General features: G+C 66.7%; 20 protein-coding genes. 7 read left to right on the top strand and 13 right to left on the bottom strand.

The features are described 5' to 3' along the window. Positions 1–44: 44 nt before the first annotated feature. Entirely contained in the window at positions 45–746 is a 702-nt protein-coding gene (locus ACSQ9E_RS23900; RefSeq protein ID WP_057204967.1) for an RNA pyrophosphohydrolase, read from the bottom strand. A gap of 92 nt (positions 747–838) precedes the next feature. Between ACSQ9E_RS23900 and ACSQ9E_RS23895 the strand changes: the two genes are divergently transcribed. Together ACSQ9E_RS23895 and ACSQ9E_RS23890 are read left to right on the top strand one after the other, a co-directional pair. Continuing rightward, positions 839–2,581 carry a proline--tRNA ligase gene (locus ACSQ9E_RS23895; RefSeq protein WP_057204964.1) on the top strand — a complete coding sequence of 581 codons (1,743 nt, stop codon included), beginning with the start codon at positions 839–841 and terminating at the stop codon, positions 2,579–2,581. Beyond that, entirely contained in the window at positions 2,578–3,249 is a 672-nt protein-coding gene (locus ACSQ9E_RS23890; RefSeq protein WP_057204960.1) for a lytic transglycosylase domain-containing protein, read from the top strand. The genes ACSQ9E_RS23895 and ACSQ9E_RS23890 overlap by 4 nt, the downstream gene beginning before the upstream one ends. 13 nt (positions 3,250–3,262) lie before the next feature. Here ACSQ9E_RS23890 and ACSQ9E_RS23885 read toward each other — a convergent pair whose 3' ends face one another. From ACSQ9E_RS23885 to hemA, 6 genes are all read right to left on the bottom strand, one after another. Beyond that, entirely contained in the window at positions 3,263–4,594 is a 1,332-nt protein-coding gene (locus ACSQ9E_RS23885; protein ID WP_057205230.1) for a hemolysin family protein, read from the bottom strand. A 114-nt stretch (positions 4,595–4,708) separates the two neighbouring features. Next, positions 4,709–5,716, bottom strand: coding sequence for an AAA family ATPase (locus tag ACSQ9E_RS23880; protein WP_436219371.1), 1,008 nt, complete (start codon positions 5,714–5,716; stop codon positions 4,709–4,711). Positions 5,717–5,901: 185 nt separating this feature from the next. Beyond that, on the bottom strand, positions 5,902–6,225 hold the full coding sequence (gene grxD / locus ACSQ9E_RS23875) for a Grx4 family monothiol glutaredoxin (RefSeq protein ID WP_057204954.1): 324 nt from the start codon (positions 6,223–6,225) through the stop codon (positions 5,902–5,904). Positions 6,226–6,277: 52 nt separating this feature from the next. Beyond that, positions 6,278–7,129, bottom strand: coding sequence for a peptide chain release factor N(5)-glutamine methyltransferase (gene prmC, locus ACSQ9E_RS23870; protein ID WP_057265130.1), 852 nt, complete (start codon positions 7,127–7,129; stop codon positions 6,278–6,280). Positions 7,130–7,153: 24 nt separating this feature from the next. Further along, on the bottom strand, positions 7,154–8,242 hold the full coding sequence (prfA, locus tag ACSQ9E_RS23865) for a peptide chain release factor 1 (RefSeq protein ID WP_057265128.1): 1,089 nt from the start codon (positions 8,240–8,242) through the stop codon (positions 7,154–7,156). Between the two features lie 86 nt (positions 8,243–8,328). Next, complete coding sequence (hemA, locus tag ACSQ9E_RS23860) at positions 8,329–9,630, bottom strand: glutamyl-tRNA reductase (protein ID WP_057265126.1); 1,302 nt, start codon at positions 9,628–9,630, stop codon at positions 8,329–8,331. Between the two features lie 73 nt (positions 9,631–9,703). Between hemA and ACSQ9E_RS23855 the strand changes: the two genes are divergently transcribed. Next, on the top strand, positions 9,704–9,982 hold the full coding sequence (locus ACSQ9E_RS23855; RefSeq protein ID WP_436219370.1) for a hypothetical protein: 279 nt from the start codon (positions 9,704–9,706) through the stop codon (positions 9,980–9,982). Positions 9,983–10,004: 22 nt separating this feature from the next. On the opposite strand, the gene ACSQ9E_RS23850 is transcribed toward ACSQ9E_RS23855, so the two are convergent. The 6 genes from ACSQ9E_RS23850 to ugpB form a co-directional block, all read right to left on the bottom strand. Next, positions 10,005–12,464, bottom strand: a complete 2,460-nt coding sequence (locus ACSQ9E_RS23850; RefSeq protein ID WP_436220258.1) for a DUF3772 domain-containing protein — start codon at positions 12,462–12,464, stop codon at positions 10,005–10,007. Positions 12,465–12,728: 264 nt separating this feature from the next. Further along, on the bottom strand, positions 12,729–13,496 hold the full coding sequence (gene ugpQ / locus ACSQ9E_RS23845) for a glycerophosphodiester phosphodiesterase (protein WP_436219369.1): 768 nt from the start codon (positions 13,494–13,496) through the stop codon (positions 12,729–12,731). 5 nt (positions 13,497–13,501) lie between these two features. Further along, positions 13,502–14,512, bottom strand: coding sequence for a sn-glycerol-3-phosphate ABC transporter ATP-binding protein UgpC (gene ugpC / locus ACSQ9E_RS23840; protein WP_436219368.1), 1,011 nt, complete (start codon positions 14,510–14,512; stop codon positions 13,502–13,504). Between the two features lie 78 nt (positions 14,513–14,590). Further along, positions 14,591–15,442 carry a sn-glycerol-3-phosphate ABC transporter permease UgpE gene (gene ugpE, locus ACSQ9E_RS23835; RefSeq protein ID WP_057204931.1) on the bottom strand — a complete coding sequence of 284 codons (852 nt, stop codon included), beginning with the start codon at positions 15,440–15,442 and terminating at the stop codon, positions 14,591–14,593. A 150-nt stretch (positions 15,443–15,592) separates the two neighbouring features. After that, positions 15,593–16,474 (bottom strand): sn-glycerol-3-phosphate ABC transporter permease UgpA, encoded by an 882-nt coding sequence (gene ugpA, locus ACSQ9E_RS23830; protein ID WP_057204929.1) that lies wholly within the window; start codon positions 16,472–16,474, stop codon positions 15,593–15,595. Between the two features lie 123 nt (positions 16,475–16,597). Beyond that, positions 16,598–17,908, bottom strand: a complete 1,311-nt coding sequence (gene ugpB, locus ACSQ9E_RS23825; RefSeq protein ID WP_436219367.1) for a sn-glycerol-3-phosphate ABC transporter substrate-binding protein UgpB — start codon at positions 17,906–17,908, stop codon at positions 16,598–16,600. Positions 17,909–18,208: 300 nt separating this feature from the next. Here ugpB and serA point away from each other — a divergent pair, with 300 nt between their 5' ends. From serA to ACSQ9E_RS23805, 4 genes are all read left to right on the top strand, one after another. Further along, a complete protein-coding gene (gene serA, locus ACSQ9E_RS23820) occupies positions 18,209–19,438 on the top strand; it encodes a phosphoglycerate dehydrogenase (RefSeq protein WP_057204923.1) in 1,230 nt (409 codons plus the stop codon). A gap of 121 nt (positions 19,439–19,559) precedes the next feature. Further along, positions 19,560–23,474, top strand: coding sequence for a DUF3683 domain-containing protein (locus ACSQ9E_RS23815; RefSeq protein WP_436219366.1), 3,915 nt, complete (start codon positions 19,560–19,562; stop codon positions 23,472–23,474). Further along, complete coding sequence (locus tag ACSQ9E_RS23810; protein ID WP_436219365.1) at positions 23,471–23,905, top strand: HIT family protein; 435 nt, start codon at positions 23,471–23,473, stop codon at positions 23,903–23,905. Before ACSQ9E_RS23815 ends, ACSQ9E_RS23810 begins: the two co-directional genes overlap by 4 nt. A gap of 101 nt (positions 23,906–24,006) precedes the next feature. Then, positions 24,007–24,432 carry a gamma-butyrobetaine hydroxylase-like domain-containing protein gene (locus tag ACSQ9E_RS23805; protein WP_057205228.1) on the top strand — a complete coding sequence of 142 codons (426 nt, stop codon included), beginning with the start codon at positions 24,007–24,009 and terminating at the stop codon, positions 24,430–24,432. Positions 24,433–24,516: the final 84 nt, after the last annotated feature.

The following is a 24,516-nucleotide window of genomic DNA, read 5'->3' as shown; positions in this document are numbered from 1 at the left end:
CATGGCAAGCCGCCAAGGCCTGCCTGCACACGCATCGGTGCTTGTTATTTGGGCGTGGGAGGGAAGCTGCTGCTGCTCCCCGTGTCTGAAGAAATGGCAGGCAACTCTTCCAGCGCCATGGGCCGGCTGTTTTGTGGATCGGGGTCGAAACTCGCACCCGGCGGAAGCTCCATGCCCGGGTTCACCAGCAGTGAACCGGTGCGGAACATGGCACTGCCCGCGTGTTCATCGCGCGCACGCATGCCGCTGCGCAGGTAGCGGTTGCGCTGCTCGTTGCGGGGCAGGAAACGCGCCAGCTCCGTCAGCGCCATTTCGTAGACGCCGCGCTTGAACTCCACCACCACGTCCAGCGGCACCCAGTAGTCGTTCCAACGCCAGGCGTCGAACTCCGGGTGGTTGGTGGCACGCAGGTTCAGATCCCAGTCGTGTCCGACCAGTTGCAGCAGATACCATATCTGCTTCTGGCCCTTGTAGTGTCCGCGCGCATCGCGGCGGATGTACCGGTCAGGCACCTCATAGCGCAACCAGTCCCGTGTACGGGCCACCAAGCGCACGTGGTTGGGGTGCAGGCCCACTTCTTCGTGCAGCTCCCTGAACATGGCCTGTTCCGGGGTTTCCCCCCGGTCAATGCCACCCTGTGGAAACTGCCAGCTGTGGGTGCGGATGCGTTTGCCCCAGAACACCTGGTTCTTCTGGTTGAGCAGGATGATGCCGACGTTCGGCCGAAAGCCGTCCCGGTCAAGCATAATCAAACCCCAAATTTTTAAACTGTGTCCATTATGCACGGCGCTTTGAGCGCAGCAAGTGGGCTGCACCCAGACGCCCTCTGCCGAAGCCGATGAAAGCCTCCCAATTCTTTATTTCCACCCTCAAGGAAGCGCCTGCGGACGCCGAGGTGGTCAGCCACCAACTCATGACGCGGGCCGGCCTGATCAAGAAGCTGGGCGCCGGCATCTACAACTACATGCCCATGGGCCTGCGCGTGGTGCGCAAGGTCGAGGCCATCGTGCGCGAGGAAATGAACCGTGCCGGCGCCGTGGAGCTCGCCATGCCCGTGGTGCAGCCCGCCGAGCTCTGGCAGGAGACAGGGCGCTTCGAGAAAATGGGCCCTGAACTCCTGCGCATCCAGGACCGCCATGGCCGCGACTTCGTCATCCAGCCTACCAGCGAAGAAGTGATCACTGACATCGCTCGCCAGGAGCTGCGCAGCTACAAACAGTTGCCAAAGAATTTCTACCAGATCCAGACGAAGTTCCGTGACGAGCGCCGTCCCCGCTTCGGCTTGATGCGGGGGCGCGAGTTCACCATGAAGGACGCCTACAGCTTCGACCGCGACCAGACTGCTGCCAAGGCGAGCTACCAGGTCATGGCCCAGGCCTACCGCCGCATCTTCGACCGCTTCGGCCTGACCTACCGTGCCGTGGCCGCCGACAGCGGCGCCATCGGCGGCGACCTGAGCGAGGAGTTCCAGGTCATCGCCGCCACCGGCGAAGACGCCATCGTCTACTGCCCCGGCAGCGACTACGCCGCCAACATGGAAAAGGCCGAGGCCCTGGCGCCCGCGGGCCCACGCGGCGCCGCCACCCAGGCCCTCGCCAAGACCCCCACGCCCGGCAAAAGCACCTGCGCCGACGTGGCCCAACTGCTGAACGTTCCGCTGAACACCACCGTCAAGTCGCTGGTGCTGGCCACCGACGAGACCAACGATGCGGGCGAAATCGTCAAGACGCAGGTCTGGCTGCTGCTGCTGCGCGGCGACCATGACATGAACGAGATCAAGGCCGGCAAGGTGCCAGGCCTGGCGGGCTTCCGCTTCGCCACCCTCGGCGAAATCGAGGAGCACTTCGGCTGCAAGCCCGGCTACCTGGGCCCCCTGGGCCTGAAAAAGCCCGTGAAGACCGTTGTGGACCGCGACGTGGCCCTCATGGCCGACTGGATCTGCGGCGCCAACGAGGCCGATTTCCACATGACCGGCGTGAACTGGGGCCGCGACCTGCCCGAGCCCGACGCCGTGGCCGACCTGCGCAACGTCGTGGCCGGCGATGCCTCGCCCGACGGCAAGGGGGAACTGGCGATCGAGCGCGGTATCGAAGTGGGCCATGTGTTCTACCTCGGTACCAAGTACAGCCGCGCCATGAACGCCACCTTCCTTGACGAGAACGGCAAGCCCCAGCCGCTGGAGATGGGTTGCTACGGCATCGGCATCACCCGCCTGCCGGCCGCAGCCATCGAGCAGAACCACGACGAGCGCGGCATCATCTGGCCCGACGCCATCGCCCCCTTCACCGTGGTCATCTGCCCCATTGGCATGGACCGCAGCGAAGAGGTCAAGGTCGCGGCGGACAAGCTGTACGCCGAGTTCCTCGCGGCCGGCGTCGATGTGCTGCTGGATGATCGGGGCGAACGCCCAGGCGCCATGTTCGCCGATTGGGAACTGATCGGCGTGCCCCACCGCGTGGTGATTGGTGACCGGGGCCTCAAGGAAGGCCAGGTCGAGTACCAGCACCGCCGCGACAGCGCTGCCACCAAGGTGGCCATCACCGACATCTGGGCCCATGTGAAGGGCCGCATGGCGGTATGAGTGGGGTGCACGGCTTCGGTGGCGGGGGCCCTGGCCTGTCCCGTCGCACCTGCCTTGCCGCGTCGCTCCTGGGGCCGTCGGCGTGGCTGGCTGCGCCCACGCTGGCGCAAGCTGGGGGCCAGCTCGAAGAGCCGTTGATGGACTCGGTGCGCACCGCGCTGAGCTCGGCCATCGCCAACCAGGCCCCACCCGAGCCCGAGTTCTTCACCACCGACACCCGCCTGCACTACACCCGCTGGCTGGCCGCGATGAGCGACCGCCTGCGCCGGCGCAAGCCCGAGTGGGAGGTGCGCCGCGACTTTCTGCAGACCGTCTGGTACGAATCCAAGCGCGCAGGGCTCGATGTGTCCCTGGTGCTGGGCCTGATCCAGGTAGAGAGCGGGTTCCGCAAGTTCGCCGTCTCCAGCGTGGGCGCGCGCGGCTACATGCAGGTCATGCCGTTCTGGACGCGCGTGATCGGCGACGGCGACGCCGGCAAGCTGTTCCACATGCAGACCAACCTGCGCTTTGGCTGTGTGATCCTGCGCCACTACATCGACCGCGAGCGCGGTGATCTGTTCATGGCGCTGGGCCGCTACAACGGCAGCCGGGGGCGCCCGCCCTATCCGAATGCCGTCTTCGGTGCCCAGCGCAGCTGGGAGTATGTCGACCGGCCCGCAGCAGGCTGATCTCTCGCGGGAGCTAGACGATGGTTCCGGGGGTGTTGGCGTTGTCCTGGCTGCCGGCCTGCGACAGGCGCGAAACCATCACCTGGTCGATGCGGTAGCTGTCCACGTCCAGCACCTCGAACTTGTAGCCACCCCAGCTCACACTGTCCGTTCTGCGCGGTACGCGGCGCAGCATCACCATCAAAAAGCCGGCCAGGGTCTCGTACTCCTCGGCATGGGGCAGCTCGTCGAGCGACAGGGCGCGCAGCACGTCGCCGATGGGCGTCACGCCGTCGATGAGCCAGGAATTCTCGTCGCGCCGCACGATCTGCTCCTCGTCCAGTGGGGATACGAGATCGCCCATCACCGTGCTCATCACGTCGTTGAGGGTCACCACGCCCACCACCAGGCTGTACTCGTTGACGATGACCGCGAAATCCTCGTGCACCTGGCGGAACTGTTCGAGCACCTCGGAGAGGGTCAGCCGGTCCGGCACGATCAGCACCTTGCGCACCAGGCTGTCGTCGGCCAGCGAGATGGGCTGGTTGTTGAGCACGCGCTGGAACAGGTCCTTGGCGTCCACATAGCCCACCACATGGTCGATGTCGCCCTCGCACACCGGGTAGGTCGAGAACGGCTCTGCCGCGATGCGCAGGCGTATCACCGCGTCTGACTCGTCGCGCAGGAAAAAGGAGACCCGGTCGCGCTGCGACATGGCGCTCGACACCATGCGTGTGTCCAGCTCGAACACGTTGGTGATCACCTGCTGCTCACGCGCTGCCAGCACGCCGGCCCGGGTGCCGGCCTCCATCATGGCCAGGATGTCATCCGAGGTGATGCGGTCATCGCGCAGCGAAGACAGCCCCAGCACGCGGAACAGCGCATCTGCCAGCCGGCTGTAGAACCACACCACCGGGCGCAAAATCGTCATGCACCAGGCCATGGGCTTGGCCAGGCGCACCACCAGCCGCTCGGGCTCGGCCATGCCCAGGCGCTTGGGGAACAGGTCGGCAAACAGGATGAACAGCGAGGTGATGACCAGGAACGAGGCCAGAAAGCCCGTCGTCTGCGCATTGCCCTCGCTGAGCCACCAGCCGAACAGCGTGCTGAAATGCGGGCTCAGCGCCCCCTCGCCGACGATACCGCCGAGGATGGCCACTGCGTTCTGCCCGACCTGCACCACCGTGAAATAGTCGCCCGGCTGCTCCTGCATGCGCAGCACGCGATCGGCGCGCGCGTCGCCTTCGTCCGCCATCTGGCGCAGGCGCAGGCGGCGCGCGGCCGCGAGCGAAATTTCGGCCATGGAAAAGAAGGCGCTGGCTGCAATCAGCAGCCCGATCACGAAAAAGCTTTGGGTCAGGGACATGAAGAGCGACAGAACGTGGCGCTGCGGCACACCGGGCTACAGAGTGTATCTGCCTGCCCGGTGCACCACGGCGCCCTTTGGCGCGCTACCGCTGCGGGACTGCGGCCTGGCCGCCTACTGCACGAAGCCGATGCGCCCACGCCCGGCGGCGGCCCGCGGCAGATCGGCCACCTCCACCGTGGAGCGCCGTTCCAGCCGCGCATTGCCGAAACCGGTCATCAGCGCCCGGCGCATCTCGCGCGGTGGCATCGTGGCCAGCAGGTCCAGCACATCGCCCTGCGGCTCGGGGTCGATCAGGCGGCCCCAGTCGTGCCCGGCGCGTATGCCCTGGTAGAGGTTGCGCGCGATGGTGCGCGCCTGCGCCAGCGTGGGCGCTTCCACCTCGAACACGTTCATGCGGTTCAGGATCGGGTCGGGGATGCCCCGCGTGTCGTTGGCCGTGGTAATCCAGATGACCTGGCTCGCGTCGATGGCCACCTCGGCGAACTCGTCGGTGAAGCTCTGCGCCGTGTCGTGCTCGAGCAGGCTGTACAGCGCGCCCAGCGGGTCGTACTGCGCGTCCGACGCGGCCTTGTCGATCTCGTCGACCACGATCACCGGGTTCGCGTATTCGCCCTCCACCAGGGCCTCGAAGACCTTGCCGGGGCGTGCCCCCTTCCACTGGGCCGACGAGCCCGACAGCAGCCAGCCTGCGGTCATGGAGCTCATGGGCAACAGGTTCATGCCCGTGCCCAGCAACTCGGCCAGGTGGCGCGCGAAATGGGTCTTGCCGATGCCCGGGGGGCCCAGCAGCAGCATGGGCGTCACTTCCAGCCCGTCGCAGCTGTCCTGGGCCAGGGCCACATGGCGCTTCACGTCGTCCAGCACGTCCGTGAAGTTGGGCAACTGCTCGTAGAGGCTCACCATGTCGGGCACCCCCGAGGGCTTGACCTGGAAGCGTTCCGGCCCGCGCTCCAGCATGCGCTCGTAGACGGTGCGCAGGGTTTCGTACTCGCGCTGGTTGCCCGACTCCTGCAGCCGCGAGAGCTTGCGCTCGACGTCGCCGGGGTGGAACACATTGCGCATCTGGGCCACCGGCAGGCGCAGGGTGGGTGGTTGGGGAACAAGGCTATGGCTGGTCATCGCATGCTCTCCTTGTGAGTTGCAAAAGCGTCACGTCACACAAGTATTCAAGCACACAACATGCCCGGCCAAGCGCAGGAAAAGCCCTGACAACCGGTTTTGCGCAGCTGTTACCTTCGTTTGTTGCCGCCATGCAAAAGGCCGCCCGAAGGCGGCCCCACCGAAGGTGCCGGTACAGGGCGCAATTACTCGCCGGTGCCCAGCACCTGCTTGAGTTCACCCGATTCGTACATCTCCATCATGATGTCCGAGCCGCCGATGAACTCGCCCTTGACGTACAGCTGCGGGATGGTGGGCCACTGGCTGTATTCCTTGATGCCCTGGCGGATCTCGTCGTCTTCGAGCACGTTCACCGTGACCACGGACTTGGGGTCCACGCCACTGGCCTTGAGGATCTGGATCGCGCGGCCCGAAAAACCGCACATGGGGAAGCTGGCGTTGCCCTTCATGAACAGCAGGATGTCGCTGGATTTCACGAGGGCGTCGATGCGTTGCTGGGGGTCGCTCATGGGAATACTCCTTGAAAGGGCTGGCGGGCCTCGGAGACCCGCAATAACCAGATTATTTCACTGTCGGCCATTGTCCGCCGGAGCAGCGTGCTATGCCGGCCAGATCCATGCGGCTTTGCACCTCGCCGAACCCCTCGGCGCGCAGCAGTTCGCACACGGCATGCGCCTGGTCGTGGCCATGCTCCAGCAGCAGCCAACCCCCCGGTGCAAGGTGATTGGGGGATTGCACCACAATGGTGCGTATGTCGTCCAGCCCATCGACGCCGCTGGCCAGGGCCTGCAGCGGCTCGTGGGTCAAGGCGGCCAGGTGTGGGTCGGCAGCAGCAATGTAGGGCGGGTTGGAGACGATGGCATCGAAGCGGCCTTCCACGCCCTGCAGCCAGTTGGCCTGTGCAAACTGCACGGGCAGTGCCAGGCGGTGCGCATTGGCCTGCGCCACGGCCAGTGCGTCGGCGCTGGCGTCCACGGCCAGCACGCGCGCGGCCGGGCACTGGTGCTGCAGTGCCAGGGCGATGGCGCCGCTGCCTGTGCCCAGGTCCAGCACGCGGGGGGCGGGCATGGGGGAGATGATCTCCAGGGCCCAGTCCACCAGTGTTTCGGTGTCGGGGCGCGGGTCCAGCACGCGGGCGTCCACTTGCAACGCCAGGCCGTAGAACTCCTTGTGTCCCGTGAGGTAGGCCACCGGCTCGCCCGCCGCGCGGCGCAGGCACAGGGTCTGGTAGCGATCCGAGGCATCCGGTGCGAGCACATCGGTGTCGTGCGCCAACAGCCAGGCGCGGTCGGTGGTGGCGCGGCCCAGCACGTGCAGCAGCAGCAGTTGTGCGTCGATGCGCGCCAAGCCCAGGGTGCGGGCCTGGCCCAGGGCGTCAACCACGGTGGCGGGTGGATTAGCGGTGGTATCCATGGCGGCGAGGGCGGGTGCCGGCCGTCAGGCGGCAGCTCCCATCTCCAGCTCTTCGAGCTGCTCGGCCTCGCGCGCATGCGCCATGGCCTGCAGCACGTCGGCCAGGTCGCCCTCCATCACCAATAGCAGCTTGTACAGCGTGAGGTTGATGCGATGGTCCGTGAGCCGGCCCTGCGGGAAGTTGTAGGTGCGGATGCGGTCGCTGCGGTCGCCGCTGCCGATCAGGCCCTTGCGCAGCGCGGCCTCCTTGGCGGCGCGCTCGCTGCGCTCCTTTTCCTGGATGCGCGCCTGCAGCACCTGCAGTGCCTTGGCCTTGTTGCTGTGCTGGCTGCGGCCGTCCTGGCATTCGGCCACGATGCCGGTGGGCAAGTGCACCACGCGCACGGCCGAGTCGGTCTTGTTGATGTGCTGCCCGCCGGCGCCGCTGGCGCGGAAGGTGTCGATGCGCAGGTCTGCCGGGTTGAGCTTGATGGCCTCGGTCTCGTCGGGTTCGGGCATCACGGCCACCGTGCAGGCGCTGGTATGGATGCGGCCCTGCGTCTCGGTCGCAGGCACGCGCTGCACCCGGTGCCCGCCGGATTCGAACTTGAGGGTGCCGTAGACGTTGTCGCCTTCGATGCGCAGCACGATTTCCTTGTAGCCGCCGAGCTCGGCCGCGTTTTCGCTCACCACCTCGACCTTCCAGCCCACGTTGGCCGCGTAGCGCGAGTACATGCGCGTGAGGTCGCCCGCGAACAGGGCCGACTCGTCGCCGCCCGTGCCCGCGCGGATTTCCATGAAAGCATTGCGCGTGTCGTCCGGGTCCCTGGGCAGCAGCAGGCGCTGCAGCTCGTCCTCCAGCTGCAGCAACTCGGCTTCGGCGCCGGTGACTTCCTCCTGCGCCATCTCGGCCATGTCGGGGTCGGCCAGCATCTCGCGCGCGCCGGCCAGGTCGGCCTCGCGCTGCACGTAGCGCGCATAGCGGCCTGCCACCTGGGTCACCTCGGCGTGCTCGCGCGACAGCAGGCGGTACTGGGCCATGTCGCCCATGATGTCCTCGCGCGAGAGCAGGAAATCGAGCTCGCCCAGGCGCTGCGCATAGCGCTCCAGCTGGTTTCTGAGAAAAGTCTTCATGCGGTGAAAAAAGGGGAGGGGCTACGTGTTCGTAGCGGGCGCTGCCCTTGCGGCGGGCAACGTGCCTGGTGGAGTGGCGGGCGCCGCTACAGGCCGCTGTTCTTGCTTTGCGAGCGCAGGAACAGGCGCGAGACGGTCTGTGCCGTCTGGGCGCGCATCTCGGCATCGCCCGCATGCAGCTCGGCCATGGTGCCGTGCAGCATCTTCTGCGTGATGCCGCGCGACAGGGCTTCCAGCACTGCGTCCACGTCCTCGCCACGGGCCAGCAGCTTCTTGGCGCGCGCGATCTCGGCCGCGCGCCAGCTGTCGGTCTGGGCGTTGAGCTGCCGGATCAGGGGCACCACGCCGCCTTCGGGGTGGCGCTGGTCCATCCAATGCATGAAGCTCTGCACACCGGCATCGATGATGGCCTCGGCCTGCTCCACGGCCGCCTGGCGGTTGGCCTGGGCCGTCTGCACCACGCTGGCCAGGTCGTCCACGGTGTACAGGTAGACGTCGCCCAGGGCCTTGACCTCGGGCTCGATGTCGCGCGGCACCGCCAGGTCGACCATGAACATGGGGCGGTGGCGGCGCTTCTTGAGCGCGCGCTCCACGGCTCCGAGGCCGATGATGGGCAGGCTGCTGGCCGTGCAACTGATCACCGCGTCGAACTCGTGCAGCCGCTCGGGCAGGTCGGCCAGGCGCATGACCTCGCCGCCAAAGCGCGTGGCGAGCTTTTCGCCACGCTCCAGCGTGCGGTTGGCAATCGCGATCTGCTTGGGGTTCTTGGCCGCGAAGTGGGTGGCGCACAGCTCGATCATCTCGCCCGCGCCCACGAAGAGCACGCGGATCTTGCCCAGGTCTTCGAACAGCTGGCCTGCGAGGCGCACGGCGGCAGCCGCCATGCTGATGCTGTGCGCGCCGATCTCGGTGGAGGTGCGCACCTCCTTGGCCACCGCAAAGCTGCGCTGGAACAGCTGGTTCAGCGTGGTGCCCAGGGCGCCAGCGGTTTCGGCGGCGCGCACGGCGTCCTTCATCTGGCCCAGGATCTGGGCTTCGCCCAGCACCATCGAGTCGAGCCCGCTGGCCACGCGAAAGGCATGGCGCGCCACCAGGCTGTCTTCGAGCGAATAGGAGTGCGAGCGCAGCAGCGCCGGGCTCACGCCGCCGCTTTGCGCCAGCCAGCCCAGGGTATGGTCGATGGCCGCCTGCTCGCCCGCACAATAGATTTCGGTGCGGTTGCAGGTGGAAATGATCGCGGTTTCCACACCGGGGTGGCGGCTTTCCTGGCCCAGCGACTGGCGCAGGCCGTGCAGCGTGGGAGCGATCTGGTCGAGCGCGAACGCGAACCTGCCGCGCAAATCGAGGGGCGCGGTGGTGTGGTTGATGCCGAGGGCCCAGACTGCCATAGACGCTGATTATAAAATTGTTGGCACATCCCGGTACAACTGCCTGGGAAAGCCTTGATATGGGTCAATTGCCATGGGTCCTCTGGACACGCTCAACCACCTGCTGAATTTCCTCGCGCCCGCCGCCGCCATGGCCGTGCTGATGGTGCTGGGCGCCCGCCTGCTGGGCTGGAAATCCGGTGCATACCGCGCCACGTGGGCCCAGGCTGCTATCCAATTCGCAGTGGGCAGCGCCGTGCTGCTGGGCGGACTGGTGCTGCTGGGCCGCGACGGCAAGATGGCCACCTATGCCGCGCTGGTGCTGGCCTGCGCCACCTGCCAGTGGGTGCTGGGCAAAAGCTGGAAGGGCTGAGCCCCCTTTTCGCGCAGGCCGATCAGGCCTGTGCGACCGGCGCCAGCGGCGTATCTCCCCCTTGGGCACGGGTTCCATGCGTGATGGCCGTCGTAGCGGGTGGTGACAGGGCCAGACCCGCGTCGCGCAGGCTGTCCAGGATGGAGAACAGCAGGTCGCTGCGCACCCCGCCCGCATTGCGCGGGTTGCTCACATAGCCGATCGCCAGAAAGGTCAGCGTGCCGTTCAGGATGCCTTCGAGCTGCACTATGGGCTCGGGGTCGGCCATGATCCCTTCGTGGGCCGTGAAGGCCGCCAGGATCACCTCGCGCATGCGCTGGGCGTCGGTATCGAGCGGTGCCGGCAGGCGCAGCAACACGCGCCCGGGGGCGCCGGTGAGCGTCATGTTGCGCACGGTCTTGGTGATGAACTCGGAGTTGGGCACGATCACGGTGGAGCGGTCGCCGAGCTGGATCTCGGTGGCGCGCACGTTCACCCGGCGCACATCGCCCTCGGTCTCGCCCAGCACCACCCAGTCGCCCACGCGCACCGGTCGCTCGGCCAGCAGGATCAGGCCCGAGATGAAGTTCTGCACGATGGCCTGCAGCCCGAAGCCGATACCCACCGAGAGCGCGCTGGCCACCCAGGCAATGCGCTCCACGCTGATCCCCAGCCCCGCGAGGGCCACCGCGACCACCGCCACGCCGCCCACGTAGCCCAGCAGGGTGACGATGGAGCTGCGCATGCCCGGCTCCAGCGAGGTGTTCGGAAAGAACTGGTCGCTGAGCCAGCGCTTGAGGATGCGGATCATCACAAAGCCGGCGCAGGCGATCGCCAGCGCCGTCAGCAGCGCCTGCGGCGCCAGCGTGACGCTGCCCACCTGCAGGGTCTGGTTCACGCTGCCACCGCGGCGGAACACCTCGTCCGGCGCCGTGCCCAGCGGGGCCAGCAGGGCAATCACCATGTAGAACAGCAGCACCACGCGCAGCGCACCCGAGGCCACCACGGCGCTCTGGTCCAGCAGCTTGCCGTCGATGCCCAGGCCCTTGTGCAGGCGCTGTCCGAAGCCCCCGCGCGAGGACAGCACGGCCTGCGCCAGGTCTTCCACCAGTTCGAACAGGAGGTAGGTGGTGGCGAACACCACCCCGGTCCAGACCATCTGGCCGGCCAGCATGTGCGCCAGGGCCACAAAGCCCAGCACCAGCAGCACCAGGATGGCACAGGCCGTGGCGGCTGCCGCTGCCACCAACAGGCCCACCCAGATCGGCCGGGGCGTGGGCGGCGGCTCCTGCGCAGGGGTTTCGGTGGCCGGCGCGTCTCCGGTGGCCGGCTGCGCAGCCGCCGGCGCGCGCAGATGGCGCAGGGCGCATAGGATGACCAGCGCCATCAGCAGGGCCGACAGGGTGTGTGCCGACACCTCGGCCGACAGGCTGGCGCCCACCACGCGGTTAACCTCGATGATGAGCCCGCCCAGCAGGGCCGTGAGCGCCATCCACCAGGGGTAGGGGGCCAGGCGCGTGGCCAGCTCGTCCGACAGGGCCGTGAGGCGCCAGGAACTGCGCTTGCGCGAGATCAGTGCATGGCCCAGCGCGATCATGAAGGCGGCAAACACCACCAGTTGCATGGTCGCCCGCTCAAGCGCCTGCAGGCGCGGGCCCAGGCCGCCGTCCACCGTGAGGCTGCTCCACGCCAGTTGCGCCGCCAGCCCGAGCAGCAGGGTGTGCGCCACCACCGAGGCAAAGGCCAGCAGCGAGCGGCGCAGCCGGCCCTGTGGCAGGCGCGCCGGGGCCAGGCGCAGCAGAAGGCGTTCTGCCAGCCAGGTGCCGGCTATGGCCACGAAGAGTGCCATGGCCAGGCTCACTGCAAAACCTGTGCGGTGCCGGGGCTCCCAGGCTTTTTCCACCGCCTCCTGCATTTCGTAGCCCAGGGACTGCAGGCGCATCCAGTCGCTGGGGAACGAGCTGCGCACATTGCGCCAGAAGGTGCCGGTCAGCGGCGAGTCGATGCGTGTCGTCAGCGCCGTCTGGAACAGCTCGCGCCGCTGGCGGATGATGTCGGCGCTGCGCTGCTCGGCATCCACCGCGATCAGGCGCGCCAGCTTGAGTTCGGAGTCGATGCCGCTGCGCTCCTTGGTCAGCGCGCTGCGCTGCTGCGCCACGTCGGGCGCCTCGGCCGATGCGCCCTTGTCCGGCGCGGGGCCCAGGCCCGCAAGCCGGGAGTCGACGTCCGCCAGCGCCTCGGCGCGCCGCGCGGCCACCTGGCTCGCTGCCGTGCCGATGGCCGAGACATCGCTGAGCCATTGGCGGTAGTCGTCGTCTTCGCCGATCTTGGCCGGGATGGCCTCGAAGCGCTCGCGCAGCGCGTCCACGCTGGGCAGTTCGGGCTTTTCGCCCGCGGCGCTGCTGGCTGCGGCGGTGGGTGCCGCAGCTCCACGGCCCTGGGCCCAGGTGGACGGGAGGGCGAACGGTCCGATCAGTAGCGCCAGGAGGACGGCCAGCCGCATGCCGGGCAGGCGGCTGGAATGCCAGGGCGCAAGAAGGGAAGCCGTGCAGGCCGCAAGGCGGTCACGGAAGCGGTGCAATGTCATGCGTGCATTGTGGCGCGCCCACTGCACCGCTTGTGAGAGAGTGTGTTCCAGCCGCAGCAAGGCCGGAACACCTGTTCATACGGATTTGCCTTCAACCGTCTAACTTCGTTGGTGCGCCTTGCCGTGCTACAGCACTGTCTGCGGCTTCCCGCCTAGTTATACGATTGAATGCAATCCGTATTAGCCCGCAGGGCTGAACAGATCGACCCGGTCGGTGATGATGCCGTCCGTGCCCAGAGCGATCAGGCGCTGCGCGGCCCAGGGGTCGTTCACGGTGTAGCTCAGCGTGCGCATGCCCTGGCCATGCACGGTGGCCACCAGCGCGGCATCCCACAGCGCGTGGTTGCAGACGATGGCCACGCAACCCAGGCCGTGGGCTTCGTCCACGAAGCCCTGGCGGTGCACGTCGACCAGCAGTGCGCGCGGCAGCTGCGGTGCCGTGGCGCGCGCGCCCGCCAGCGCGGCTGGCTGGAAGGACGACAGCAGCGGTGGCACGGCCTGGCCCTGCCACAGGCGGGCGGCGGTCTCGGCCACCACGCGGCCGGTGGTCTCTTCCAGTCCGGGCGTGGGCTTGATCTCGATGTTCAGGAAGTAGGCATTGGCGATGCAGTAGCGCGCCAGGGCCTCCAGGGTAGGCAGGGGCTCGCCCGCATGGGCGCGCGAATGCCAGCCACCGGCGTCGAGCTGGGACAGGGCGCTCCAGTCCAGGTCGCCGCCGGTGCCCTGGCCATTGGTCGTGCGCTGCAGCGTGGCGTCGTGCATCAGGAAGGGCACGCCGTCGCGGCTGAGCTTGGCGTCGCATTCGAACATGCGGTAGCCATGCTGGGCCCCGAGGCGAAACGCTGCCAGGGTGTTCTCGGGCGCGAGCTTGCCCGCGCCGCGGTGCGCGATCCAGCGCGGGTAGGGCCAGGCGGAGGTCGCGTCGGCCTTGGTTGGCGCGTCACTCATGGCGCTCAGCCCGGAATGCGCTTGCCCGTGGAGACGTCGAAGGCGTGCAGGCGGTCGGCGCGCGGCACGACGTGGATGACCGAGTTGGGTGCTGGCGAATGCGTGCCTTCTTCTACGCGCACGATGAGCTGCTCGCCGTGTACGCGGCCGTAGATCAGGCGTTCGGCGCCCAGCAGCTCCACGGTTTCCACGGTGACCTCCCAGCCCTCGCTGCGCACGTCCAGGTGCTCGGGGCGGATGCCCAGGATGGTGCCGGGCTTGCCGCTCGGTGCGTTCTTGAGCAGGTTCATGGGTGGCGAGCCGATGAAGCTGGCCACGAAGGTCGAGGCGGGCGTGTGGTAGACCTCTTCGGGCGTGCCGAACTGCTCCATGTTGCCGGCGTTCATCACGATCATGCGTTCAGCCAGCGTCATGGCTTCGACCTGGTCGTGGGTCACGAACAGGCTGGTGATGCCCAGCTCGCGGTGCAGCTTCTGGATCTCCAGGCGCGTCTGGGCGCGCAGCTTGGCGTCCAGGTTGGACAGCGGCTCGTCGAACAGGAACACCTGGGGCTGGCGCACGATGGCACGGCCCATGGCCACGCGCTGGCGCTGGCCGCCCGAGAGCTCGCGCGGCTTGCGTTCAAGCAGGTGGCCGAGCTCCAGGATCTTGGCGGCCTTGTCCACGCGCGCCTTGATCTCATCCTTGGGCACCTTGGCGATCTTCAGGCCATAGGCCATGTTCTCGAAGTTCGTCATGTGCGGGTAGAGCGCATAGTTCTGGAACACCATGGCGATGTCGCGCTGGGCGGGTTCCAGGTCGTTCACGACGCGGTCGCCGATGCGCAGCTCGCCGCCGGAGATTTCTTCGAGGCCCGCCACCATGCGCAGCAGGGTGGATTTGCCGCAACCCGAGGGGCCGACGATGACGACGAACTCGCCGTCCTTGACCTCGGCGTTCACGCCATGGATGACCTGGTTGGCCTTGGGGCCGGTGCCGTAGCGCTTGACGATATTGCGAAGGGAGATGGATGCCATAACAACTTTGGGATCTGGGTTGTGTCTGGGCGGCACGGGTGGTGGCCGCCACGGTCATTGGGTTGCGGGGTGGTCGCCTTACTTTTCGGTATCGACCAGGCCCTTGACGAACCAGCGCTGCATGAACACCACCACCAGCGCGGGCGGCAGCATGGCCAGCAGGGCCGTGGCCATCACGATGTTCCATTCGTTGCCGGTATCACCGCCGGCGATCATGCGCTTGATGCCGATCACCACGGGGTACATGTCTTCCGAGGTGGTCACCAGCAGCGGCCACAGGTACTGGTTCCAGCCGTAGATGAACTGGATCACGAACAGCGCGGCGATCGAGGTGCGCGACAGCGGCACCAGGATGTCCTTGAAGAAGCGCATGGGGCCGGCGCCGTCCACGCGCGCGGCCTCCACCAGCTCGTCCGGCACCGTGAGGAAGAACTGGCGGAACAGGAAGGTGGCCGTGGCCGAGGCGATCAGCGGCACCGTCAGGCCCGCATAGCTGTTGAGCATGCCCAGGTTGGACACCACCTGGTAGGTGGGCCCGATGCGCACTTCCACCGGCAGCATCAGCGTGATGAAGATCAGCCAGAAGCAGATGCCCTTGAAGGGGAAGCGGAAGTACACGATGGCGAAGGCCGACAGCAGCGAGATCGCGATCTTGCCCACGGTGATCACGATGGCGGTGACGAAGCTCACCCACATCATGCGCGCCACGGGTGCGGTGGAGCCAGCACCCGAGCCGCCGCCGAACAACGTGTCGTGGTAGGTCTGCCAGAAATTGCTGCCGGGCAGCAGGGGCATGGGCGCCTGCACGATGTCCTGGGCGGTGTGCGTGGAGGCCACGAACGCCAGGTACAGCGGGAAGCCGACGATGATCACCCCCAGCACCATGATCAGGTGCGAGAAGAGTTTGAGGTAAGGACTGCGCTCTACCATGCGAGGGCTCCAGGAGAGAGGGGCGATGACGAAGAAAGATGGGCTGAAGGGAGCGCAAATGCGCGTGCCACCGCGGAACCGGCTTTGCCGGGCCGCTGGAGGCGCCCCCTCGAGGGGGAGGCGCCGCAGGCGCTTCGGGGGGGAGTCATTTCAGTACTGCACTTTCTTTTCCACGTAGCGGAACTGGATCACCGTCAGGGTCACCACGATGAACATCAGCACCACCGACTGCGCGGCCGAGCCGCCCATGTCCATGGCCTTGAAGCCGTCGTAATACACCTTGTAGACCAGGATCGAGGTGTCACGGCCCGGGCCGCCCTGCGTGGTCGAGTCCACGATGGCGAAGGTGTCGAAGAAGGCGTAGACCACGTTGATCACCAACAGGAAGAACGTGGTGGGCGAGAGCAGCGGGAACTGGATGCTCCAGAACCGGCGCCAGGGGCCGGCCCCATCGATGGCGGCGGCTTCGATGAGCGACTTGGGGATGGACTGCAGGCCCGCCAGGAAGAACAGGAAGTTGTAGGAGATCTGCTTCCACACGGCCGCCACCACGATCAGCGCCATCGCGTGGTCGGAGTTGAGCATGTGGTTCCAGTTGAAGCCCGACTGGCGCAGCATGTACGTCACCACGCCGAGCGAGGGCGAGAACATGAACATCCACAGCACGCCGGCCACGGCCGGGGCCACGGCATAGGGCAGCAGCAGCGCGGTCTTGTACGCCAGGGCGCCCTTCACGATACGGTCCGCGAAGATGGCCAGGATCAGGGACAGGCTGATGCCGCTGACCGCCACCAGGATGGAGAAAAACGCCGTGGTCTTGAACGAGGCCAGGTAACCCTCGTCCTGGAACAGGGCCTTGAAGTTGTCAAAGCCCACCCACTCGTTGGAGAAGCCGAAGGTGTCCTGCACCTGGAACGACTGCACCAGGGCCTGGCCCGCAGGCCAGAAGAAGAAGACGCTGATGATGACCAACTGGGGTGCCAGAAGCACCCACGGCAGCCACGCAGAGCGGAAGAGAACGCGTTTTTCCATGTCCAGACTCTCAAAAAGACAACCCGCCACCCAGCAAACCGGGTCGGTTTGCGCGGGAGGCGGGCTTTCGGCAGCGCCCCGGCCGGTGTGCCGGGGCTGCTGCCATGAGCGCTCGGGGAGCGCTTACTTGTTGGCGCGTGCGAAGCGCACCAGTTGCTCGTTGCCGCGGGTCACGGCGGTGTCCAGGGCTTCCTTGGGGGACTTCTTGCCGGCCCAGATCTGTTCGGTTTCCTCGTCGATGATGGTGCGGATCTGCACGAAGTTTCCGAGGCGGATACCGCGCGACTTGTCGGTGGCCTTGCGGATCATCTGCGTCACGGCCACGTCGGTGCCGGGGTTCTTCTCATAGAAACCGGAGGCTTCGGTCAGCTTGTAGGCCGCCGTGGTCACGGGCAGGTAGCCCGTGCGCTGGTGGCTGGCGGCTTGCACCTTGGTGTCGTTCAGGAAGTTCAGGAAGTCGGCCACGCCCTTGTACTCTTCGGCCTTCTTGCCGGACATCACCCACAGGCTGGCGCCGCCGATGGCGGTGTTCTGGGGCGCGCCCTTCACGTCGTCGTAGTAGGGCAGGGCCGCGATGCCGTAGGCAAACTTGGCTTCCTTGGCCACGCGGGCATACAGGCCCGACGAGCCGGTGATCATGGCGCATTCACCCGACGGGAAGGAGGCGTCCGGGGCATTGCCACGGCCCTTGTAGACGAAGCTGCCGTCCTTGGATGCCTTGGCCAGGTTCTCGAAGTGGCGCACATGCAGCGGCGTGTTGATCTGCAGCTGGGCGTCATTGCCGTCAAAACCGTTGTTCTTGGACGCGAACAGCGTGTTGTGCCACAGCGAGAAGCTTTCCAGCTGCGTCCAGCTGATCCAACTGGTGGTGAAGGGGCAGCTGTGGCCGCTTGCCTTGAGCTTGGAGGCGGCAGCGAACACTTCGGGCCAGGTCTTGGGCGGCTTGTCGGCGTCCAGGCCGGCTTTCTTGAAGGCGTCCTTGTTGTAGTAGAAGATGGTGGTGGAGCTGTTGAGCGGGTAGCTCAGCATCTGGCCGTTGGGCGCCGTGTAGTAGCCGGCCACGGCCGACACGTACTGGGTCGGGTCGAACTTGAAGCCGCCGTCGTTGAGCACCTTGGCCGCCGGCACGATGGCGCCCTTGCTGGCCATCATGGTGGCGGTACCCACTTCGAACACCTGGATGATGTGGGGGGCATTGCCTGCGCGGAAGGCCGCAACCGCACCGGTCATCGACTCGTCATACGTGCCCTTGTACGTGGGGACAACCTTGTACTTGGTCTGGCTGGCGTTGTACTGCTTGGCCAGGTCGTTCACCCAGTCGCCCAGGGCGGCGCTCATCGAGTGCCACCACTGGATTTCTACTTGTTGGGCCTGCGCGGGCGCACAGACGGACAGGGCGATGGCAGCAGACAGTGCCAGGTGCTTGAGTTGCATGGATGGTTCCTTCCGGGGATGGCGAAATGCACAAAGGGCGGATGCTAGGCACCCCTTGTGACAGTGATGTGTCGTTGTCGCACAGCACTGTAGTGGTCACAACTGGGGAAATCCCCTTGCACAGGTTGCAATGTGTCCAATTGTGACGCTTTTGTGACAGCATTTTGCCATTCACGGAGCCCTGCAAGGTTTTGTGCATTGCACCATCCTTGGTGCATAGTTGGTGCATGCGCTGCACACATCCGGTGCGCGACCGCATGCCCTGACCTGTTCCGATTTCATACGCAACCACCAACTGCCATGGCCAACAACTCTCTGGACAAGAACAAGATCAAATTCCTGCTGCTCGAAGGCATCCACCCGTCCGCGGTGGACGTGCTGCGCTCCGCAGGCTATACCCAGATTGAAACCATCTCCGGGGCCCTGTCCGACGAGGAGTTGAAGGCCAAGATCGCCGACGTGCACTTTCTGGGCATCCGCTCGCGCACGCAACTGACCGAGGAAGTCTTTGCCAAGGCCAGCAAGCTCGTGGCCGTGGGGTGCTTTTGCATAGGCACCAACCAAGTGGACCTCGATGCAGCGCGCGAGCGCGGCATCGCCGTATTCAACGCCCCGTATTCCAACACCCGCTCCGTGGCCGAGCTGGTGCTGGCCGAAGCCATCCTGCTGCTGCGCGGCGTGCCCGAGAAGAACGCCGTGGCGCACCGTGGCGGCTGGCTCAAGTCGGCCGACAACGCCTACGAGATCCGCGGCAAGACCCTGGGCATCGTCGGCTACGGCTCCATCGGCACGCAGCTGTCGGTACTGGCCGAGGCCCTGGGCATGCACGTGGCCTTCTTCGACGTGGTCAACAAGCTGCCCCTGGGCAATGCGCGCCAGGTGCACAAGCTGCATGACCTGCTGGCGCAAAGCGACATCGTGACCCTGCACGTGCCCGAGCTGCCTTCCACGCAATGGATGATCGGCGCCGCCGAGATCGCCGCCATGAAGCAGGGCGGCATCCTGATCAATGCTGCGCGCGGCACGGTGGTCGAGATCGAGCCGCTGGCCGAGGCGCTCAAGTCGCGCAAGCTGCTGGGCGCCGCCATCGACGTCTTCCCCGTGGAGCCGCGCACCAACAAGGACGAGTTCCTGTCGCCCCTGCGCGGGCTGGACAACGTGATCCTGACCCCGCACGTGGGCGGCTCCACCATGGAGGCGCAGGCCAACATCGGCCTCGAAGTGGCCGAAAAACTCGTGAAATACAGCGACAACGGCACCAGCACCTCGTCGGTCAACTTCCCCGAGGTGGCGCTGCCCGCCCACCCCGGCAAGCACCGCCTGCTGCACATCCACCGCAATGTGCCGGGCGTGCTGTCCGAAATCAACCGCATCTTCTCGGACAACCAGATCAACATCTCGGCCCAGTACCTGCAGACCAACGAGAAGGTCGGCTACGTGGTGATCGACATCGATGCCGCCTCGTCCGACCTGGCGCTGGACAAGCTGGCTGGCGTCACCGGCACGCTGCGCAGCCGGGTGCTGTTCTGAACGGCGCCTGAGGGGGTGCGCGGGGTGGGGCAGGGGCCCGCCCTGCGCCCGCCGGGCCTCTGGCGTAAAATCATGCCCCCGAGGCTCATGGGCGCGCAGCGCCCACCCCAGGTAGACCCCCATGAATGTTCCGATAGCGTTGGCTGCCTTGCAGACGCAGGCCGCCGAGCCTGTGCGTCTGCGCGAGATCCCCTATAACTACACCTCGTTCTCCGACCGGGAGATCGTGATCCGCCTGCTGGGGTCCCCGGCCTGGGAGGTTCTCGATCAACTGCGCAAGGAACGGCGCACCGGGCGATCCGCCCGCATGCTCTACGAGGTGCTGGGCGACATCTGGGTGGTGCAGCGCAACCCCTACCTGCAGGACGACCTGCTGGACAACCCCGGCCGGCGCAAGCAGCTGGTGGAGGCCCTGCAGCACCGCCTGGCCGAGATCGACAAGCGCCGCACCCCGGGCGACGACGCCGGGCGTGACCGCCTGGTGGGCGAGCTGGTGCAGGCCGCAGGCAAGGCCGTGGCCGCGTTCAACGCCACCTTCGTGCAGGCCACCGAGCTGCGCCGGCGCATCCAGCGCACGCTGGGGCGCCTGACGGCCAAGGACAACATCAAGTTCGACGGTCTCTCGCGCGTGAGCCACGTGACCGACGCCACCGACTGGCGCGTCGAATACCCGTTCGTGGTGCTGGTACCCGACACCGAGGTCGAGATGGCCCTGCTGGTCAAGGGTTGCATCGAGCTGGGCTTGACCATCATCCCGCGCGGGGGCGGCACCGGCTACACCGGCGGCGCCATCCCGCTGACCTGGAAGAGCGTGGTCATCAACACCGAGAAGCTCGAAGCCATGACCGAGGTGGAAATGCGCCGCCTGCCGGGCATGGACAGCGAGGTGGGAACCGTCTGGACCGAGGCCGGCGTGGTCACCCAGCGCGTGGCCGATGCGGCCGAGCGCGCGGGCTTTGTCTTCGCAGTGGACCCGACCAGCGCCGAGGCTTCGTGCATCGGCGGCAACATCGCCATGAACGCCGGCGGCAAGAAGGCCGTGCTCTGGGGTACTGCCCTGGACAACCTGGCCAGCTGGCGCATGGTGACGCCCGAGGCCCAGTGGCTCGAAGTGACCCGCATGGACCACAACATGGGCAAGATCCATGACGTGGAGACCGCCACCTTCGAGCTGCAGTATTTCGAGGCCGACGGCAAGACGCCGGTGCGCACCGAGCGCCTGGCCATTCCGGGCAAGACCTTCCGAAAGGAAGGCCTGGGCAAGGACGTGACGGACAAGTTCCTCTCGGGCCTGCCCGGTATCCAGAAAGAGGGTTGCGACGGCCTGATCACCAGCGCGCGCTGGGTGGTGCACCGCATGCCCGAGCACACGCGCACCGTGTGCATGGAGTTCTTCGGCAACGCCAAGGATGCGGTGCCCAGCATCGTCGAGATCAAGGACTACATGTTCGCCGAGCAAAAGCGCTCCGGCGTGCTGCTGGCCGGCCTGGAACACCTGGACGACCGCTACCTCAAGGCCGTGGGCTACGCCACCAAGAGCAAGAAGGGCAACGGTGGTTTGCCCAAGATGGTGCTGATCGGCGACATCGCGGGCGACAACGCCGACGAGGTGGCGCGCGTGACCAGCGAGGTGGTGCGCATCGCCAACTCGCGCAATGGCGAGGGCTTCATCGCCATCAGCCCCGAGGCGCGCAAGAAATTCTGGCTCGACCGCAAGCGCACTGCGGCCATCAGCCGCCACACCAACGCCTTCAAGATCAACGAGGACGTGGTGATCCCGCTGCCGCGCATGGCCGAGTACACCGATGGCATCGAGCGCATCAACATCGAGCTGTCGCTGCGCAACAAGATCAAGCTGTGCGATGCGTTCACCGACTTCTTCGAGCGCGGCAACCTGCCCCTCGGAAAGCAGGACGACGCCAACGAGATCCCCTCGGCCGAACTGCTTGAGGACCGCGTGGCCCAGGCCATCGCCCTGGTGGCCGAGGTGCGTACGCTGTGGGCCACCTGGCTGCAGAACGTGGACAGCCTGTTCCCCCAATTGCAGAACCACACCCTGCGCGCGAGCTGGAAGACCCAGTTGCGCGCCCCGCTCTCGGGCATCTTCGCGGGCGCGGCTTTCAAGCCCATCCTCGACGAGGCCACGGCCATCCACAAGCGCGTGCTCAAGGGCCGCGTCTGGGTGGCCCTGCACATGCATGCCGGTGACGGCAATGTGCACACCAACCTGCCGGTCAACAGCGACGACTACGAGATGCTGCAGACTGCGCACCGCGCGGTGGAGCGCATCATGGTGCTGGCGCGCAGCCTCGATGGCGTGATCTCGGGCGAGCATGGCATCGGCATCACCAAGCTCGAATTTCTGACCGACGAGGAGCTGCGCCCCTTCGCCGAGTACAAGCAGCGCGTGGACCCCGAGGGCCGCTTCAACAAGGGCAAGCTGCTGCGCGATGCCGCGCCGGTGCTGGCCATGGACGCCACCCCCGGCGGCCAGGCGCGCGACCCGGCGCTGCTGCACGCCGACCTGACCAACGCCTACACGCCGAGCTTCGGCCTCATGGGGCACGAGTCGCTGATCATGCAGCAGAGCGACATCGGCGCGATTGCCGATTCCGTCAAGGACTGCCTGCGCTGCGGCAAGTGCAAGCCCGTGTGCGCCACGCACGTGCCGCGCGCCAACCTGCTGTACAGCCCGCGCAACAAGATCCTGGCCACCTCGCTGCTGGTCGAGGCCTTCCTCTACGAGGAGCAGACCCGCCGCGGCGTGAGCATCAAGCACTGGCAGGAGTTCGAGGACGTGGCCGACCACTGCACGGTGTGCCACAAGTGCGAGAGCCCCTGCCCGGTGAAGATCGACTTCGGCGACGTCACCATGAACATGCGCAACCTGCTGCGCAAGATGGGCAAGAAGACATTCCGCCCCGGCAACGCGCTGGCGATGACCATGCTCAACGCCACCAACCCCGAGACCATCAAGTTCATGCGTTCGGCCATGGTCGGCGTGGGCTTCAAGGCGCAGCGCATGGCCGTCGAGCTGCTGCGCAAGGTGGGCCGCAAGCAGACCGCCAAGCCACCGGCCACCGTGGGCACCGCGCCGGTCAAGGAGCAGGTGATCCACTTCATCAACAAGAAGCTGCCCGGCGGCCTGCCCAAGCGCACCGCGCGTGCGCTGCTGGACATCGAGGACAAGGACTACGTTCCCATCATCCGCAACCCGAAGGCCACCACGGCCGAGGCCGAGGCCGTGTTCTACTTCCCCGGTTGCGGGTCGGAGCGCCTGTTCAGCCAGGTGGGCCTGGCCACGCAGGCCATGCTCTGGCATGCGGGCGTGCAGACCGTGCTGCCCCCGGGCTACCTGTGCTGCGGCTACCCGCAGCGCGGCAGCGGCCAGTTCGACAAGGCCGAGAAGATGATCACCGACAACCGGGTGCTCTTCCACCGCGTGGCCAACACGCTCAACTACCTCGATATCAAGACCGTGGTGGTCAGCTGCGGCACCTGCTACGACCAGCTGCAGGGCTACGAGTTCGACAAGATCTTCCCGGGCAGCCGCATCATCGACATCCACGAGTACCTGCTGGAAAAGGGCATCACCCTGCAGGGCAAGGGCGCCTACCTCTACCACGAGCCCTGCCACAACCCCATGAAGCAGCAGGACGCCCTGAAGACCGTGAAGGCGTTGGTGGGCGAGCAGGTGCTCAAGAGCGAGCGCTGCTGCGGTGAATCGGGCACGCTGGGCGTGACGCGCCCCGACATCTCCACCCAGGTGCGCTTTCGCAAGGAAGAAGAGATCAAGAAGGGCGAGGCCACCCTGCGTGCCAGCGGCGCCGTGGGCGAGAAGGACAACGTGAAGATACTCACCAGCTGCCCGAGCTGCCTGCAGGGCCTGAACCGCTACCAGGACGACCTGAGCAACGGCCTGCTCGAAGCCGACTACATCGTGGTCGAGATGGCACGCGAGATCCTGGGCGAGAACTGGATGCCCGAGTACGTCGAACGCGCCAACCAGGGTGGCATCGAGCGGGTTCTGGTATGAGCCAGGGGATTTGCCCCCTGTGCGCCGCCGAGGGCGGCACACAGGTCTGGCGTGGCACGCGCGTGCGTGTGATTCGCGCGGAAGAAGCCGGCTTTCCGGCCTTCTACCGCGTGGTGTGGAATGCCCATGTGGCCGAGTTCTCCGATCTGCCGGCCGCTGACCGCATGCACTGCATGGAGGCCGTCACGGCCGTGGAGCAGGCATTGCGCCAGCACCTGGCTCCCACCAAGGTCAATCTGGCGGCCCTGGGCAACATGGTGCCGCACCTGCACTGGCACGTGATCGCCCGCTTTGCCTGGGACAGCCATTTCCCGGCGCCGGTGTGGGCTGCGGCCCAGCGGCCCGGCCCAGCGGATGAGGAAGCCGCGCTGCGTGCGCGCCTGCCGGCGGCCGAGGCCGCCATGGTGGCGGCGCTGCAGGCACTGCAGTAACCGCGCAGCCCAGCGGGTTGCACGCTGTGCAGCCTGCGGGTGGGACAATGCAGGCCGGCCTGGCGGTCGTCGCCAAGGACGTTTTTCACAGGTGGATATCCATGGCAGGTTTGAAAGCGGGTTCGCCCACGCCCCAGGCGCTCACGGTGCATGGCAAGTCGCGGGTGCTCGAAGTGGTGTTCTCGGACGGCGCGGCATTCCGCATCCCCTTCGAGCTGATGCGCGTGTACTCGCCTTCGGCCGAGGTGAAGGGCCACGGGCCCGGCCAGGAGGTGCTGCAGACCGGCAAGCGCGACGTGGCCCTCGAAGGCCTGGAGCCCATCGGCAACTACGCCGTCAAACCCATCTTCTCGGACGGGCATGACACGGGCATCTTCACCTGGGAATACCTGTACGAGCTGGGCCAGCAGGAGGCCGCGCTGTGGGCACAGTACGAAAGTCGGCTGGCCGATGCCGGGGTGGACCGCGATGCGCCCATGGCCCCCAAGGGCCACGAGCACGGCGGCAGCGCCTGCAGCAGCCACTGACCTTGTCAGGGCGTGGCCAGTGTGGCCCGCGCGCACCACTGTCGCGCCAGAAACCCTGGCTTGCCTGCTCTGCTTAAGATAGCG

Origin of the sequence: Acidovorax sp. LjRoot118 (assembly GCF_964253575.1) — a bacterium.
Taxonomy (GTDB): domain Bacteria; phylum Pseudomonadota; class Gammaproteobacteria; order Burkholderiales; family Burkholderiaceae_C; genus Acidovorax.
Note: the sequence above shows the minus strand (reverse complement) of the source record. Positions and strands in the feature narration are given on the sequence as shown.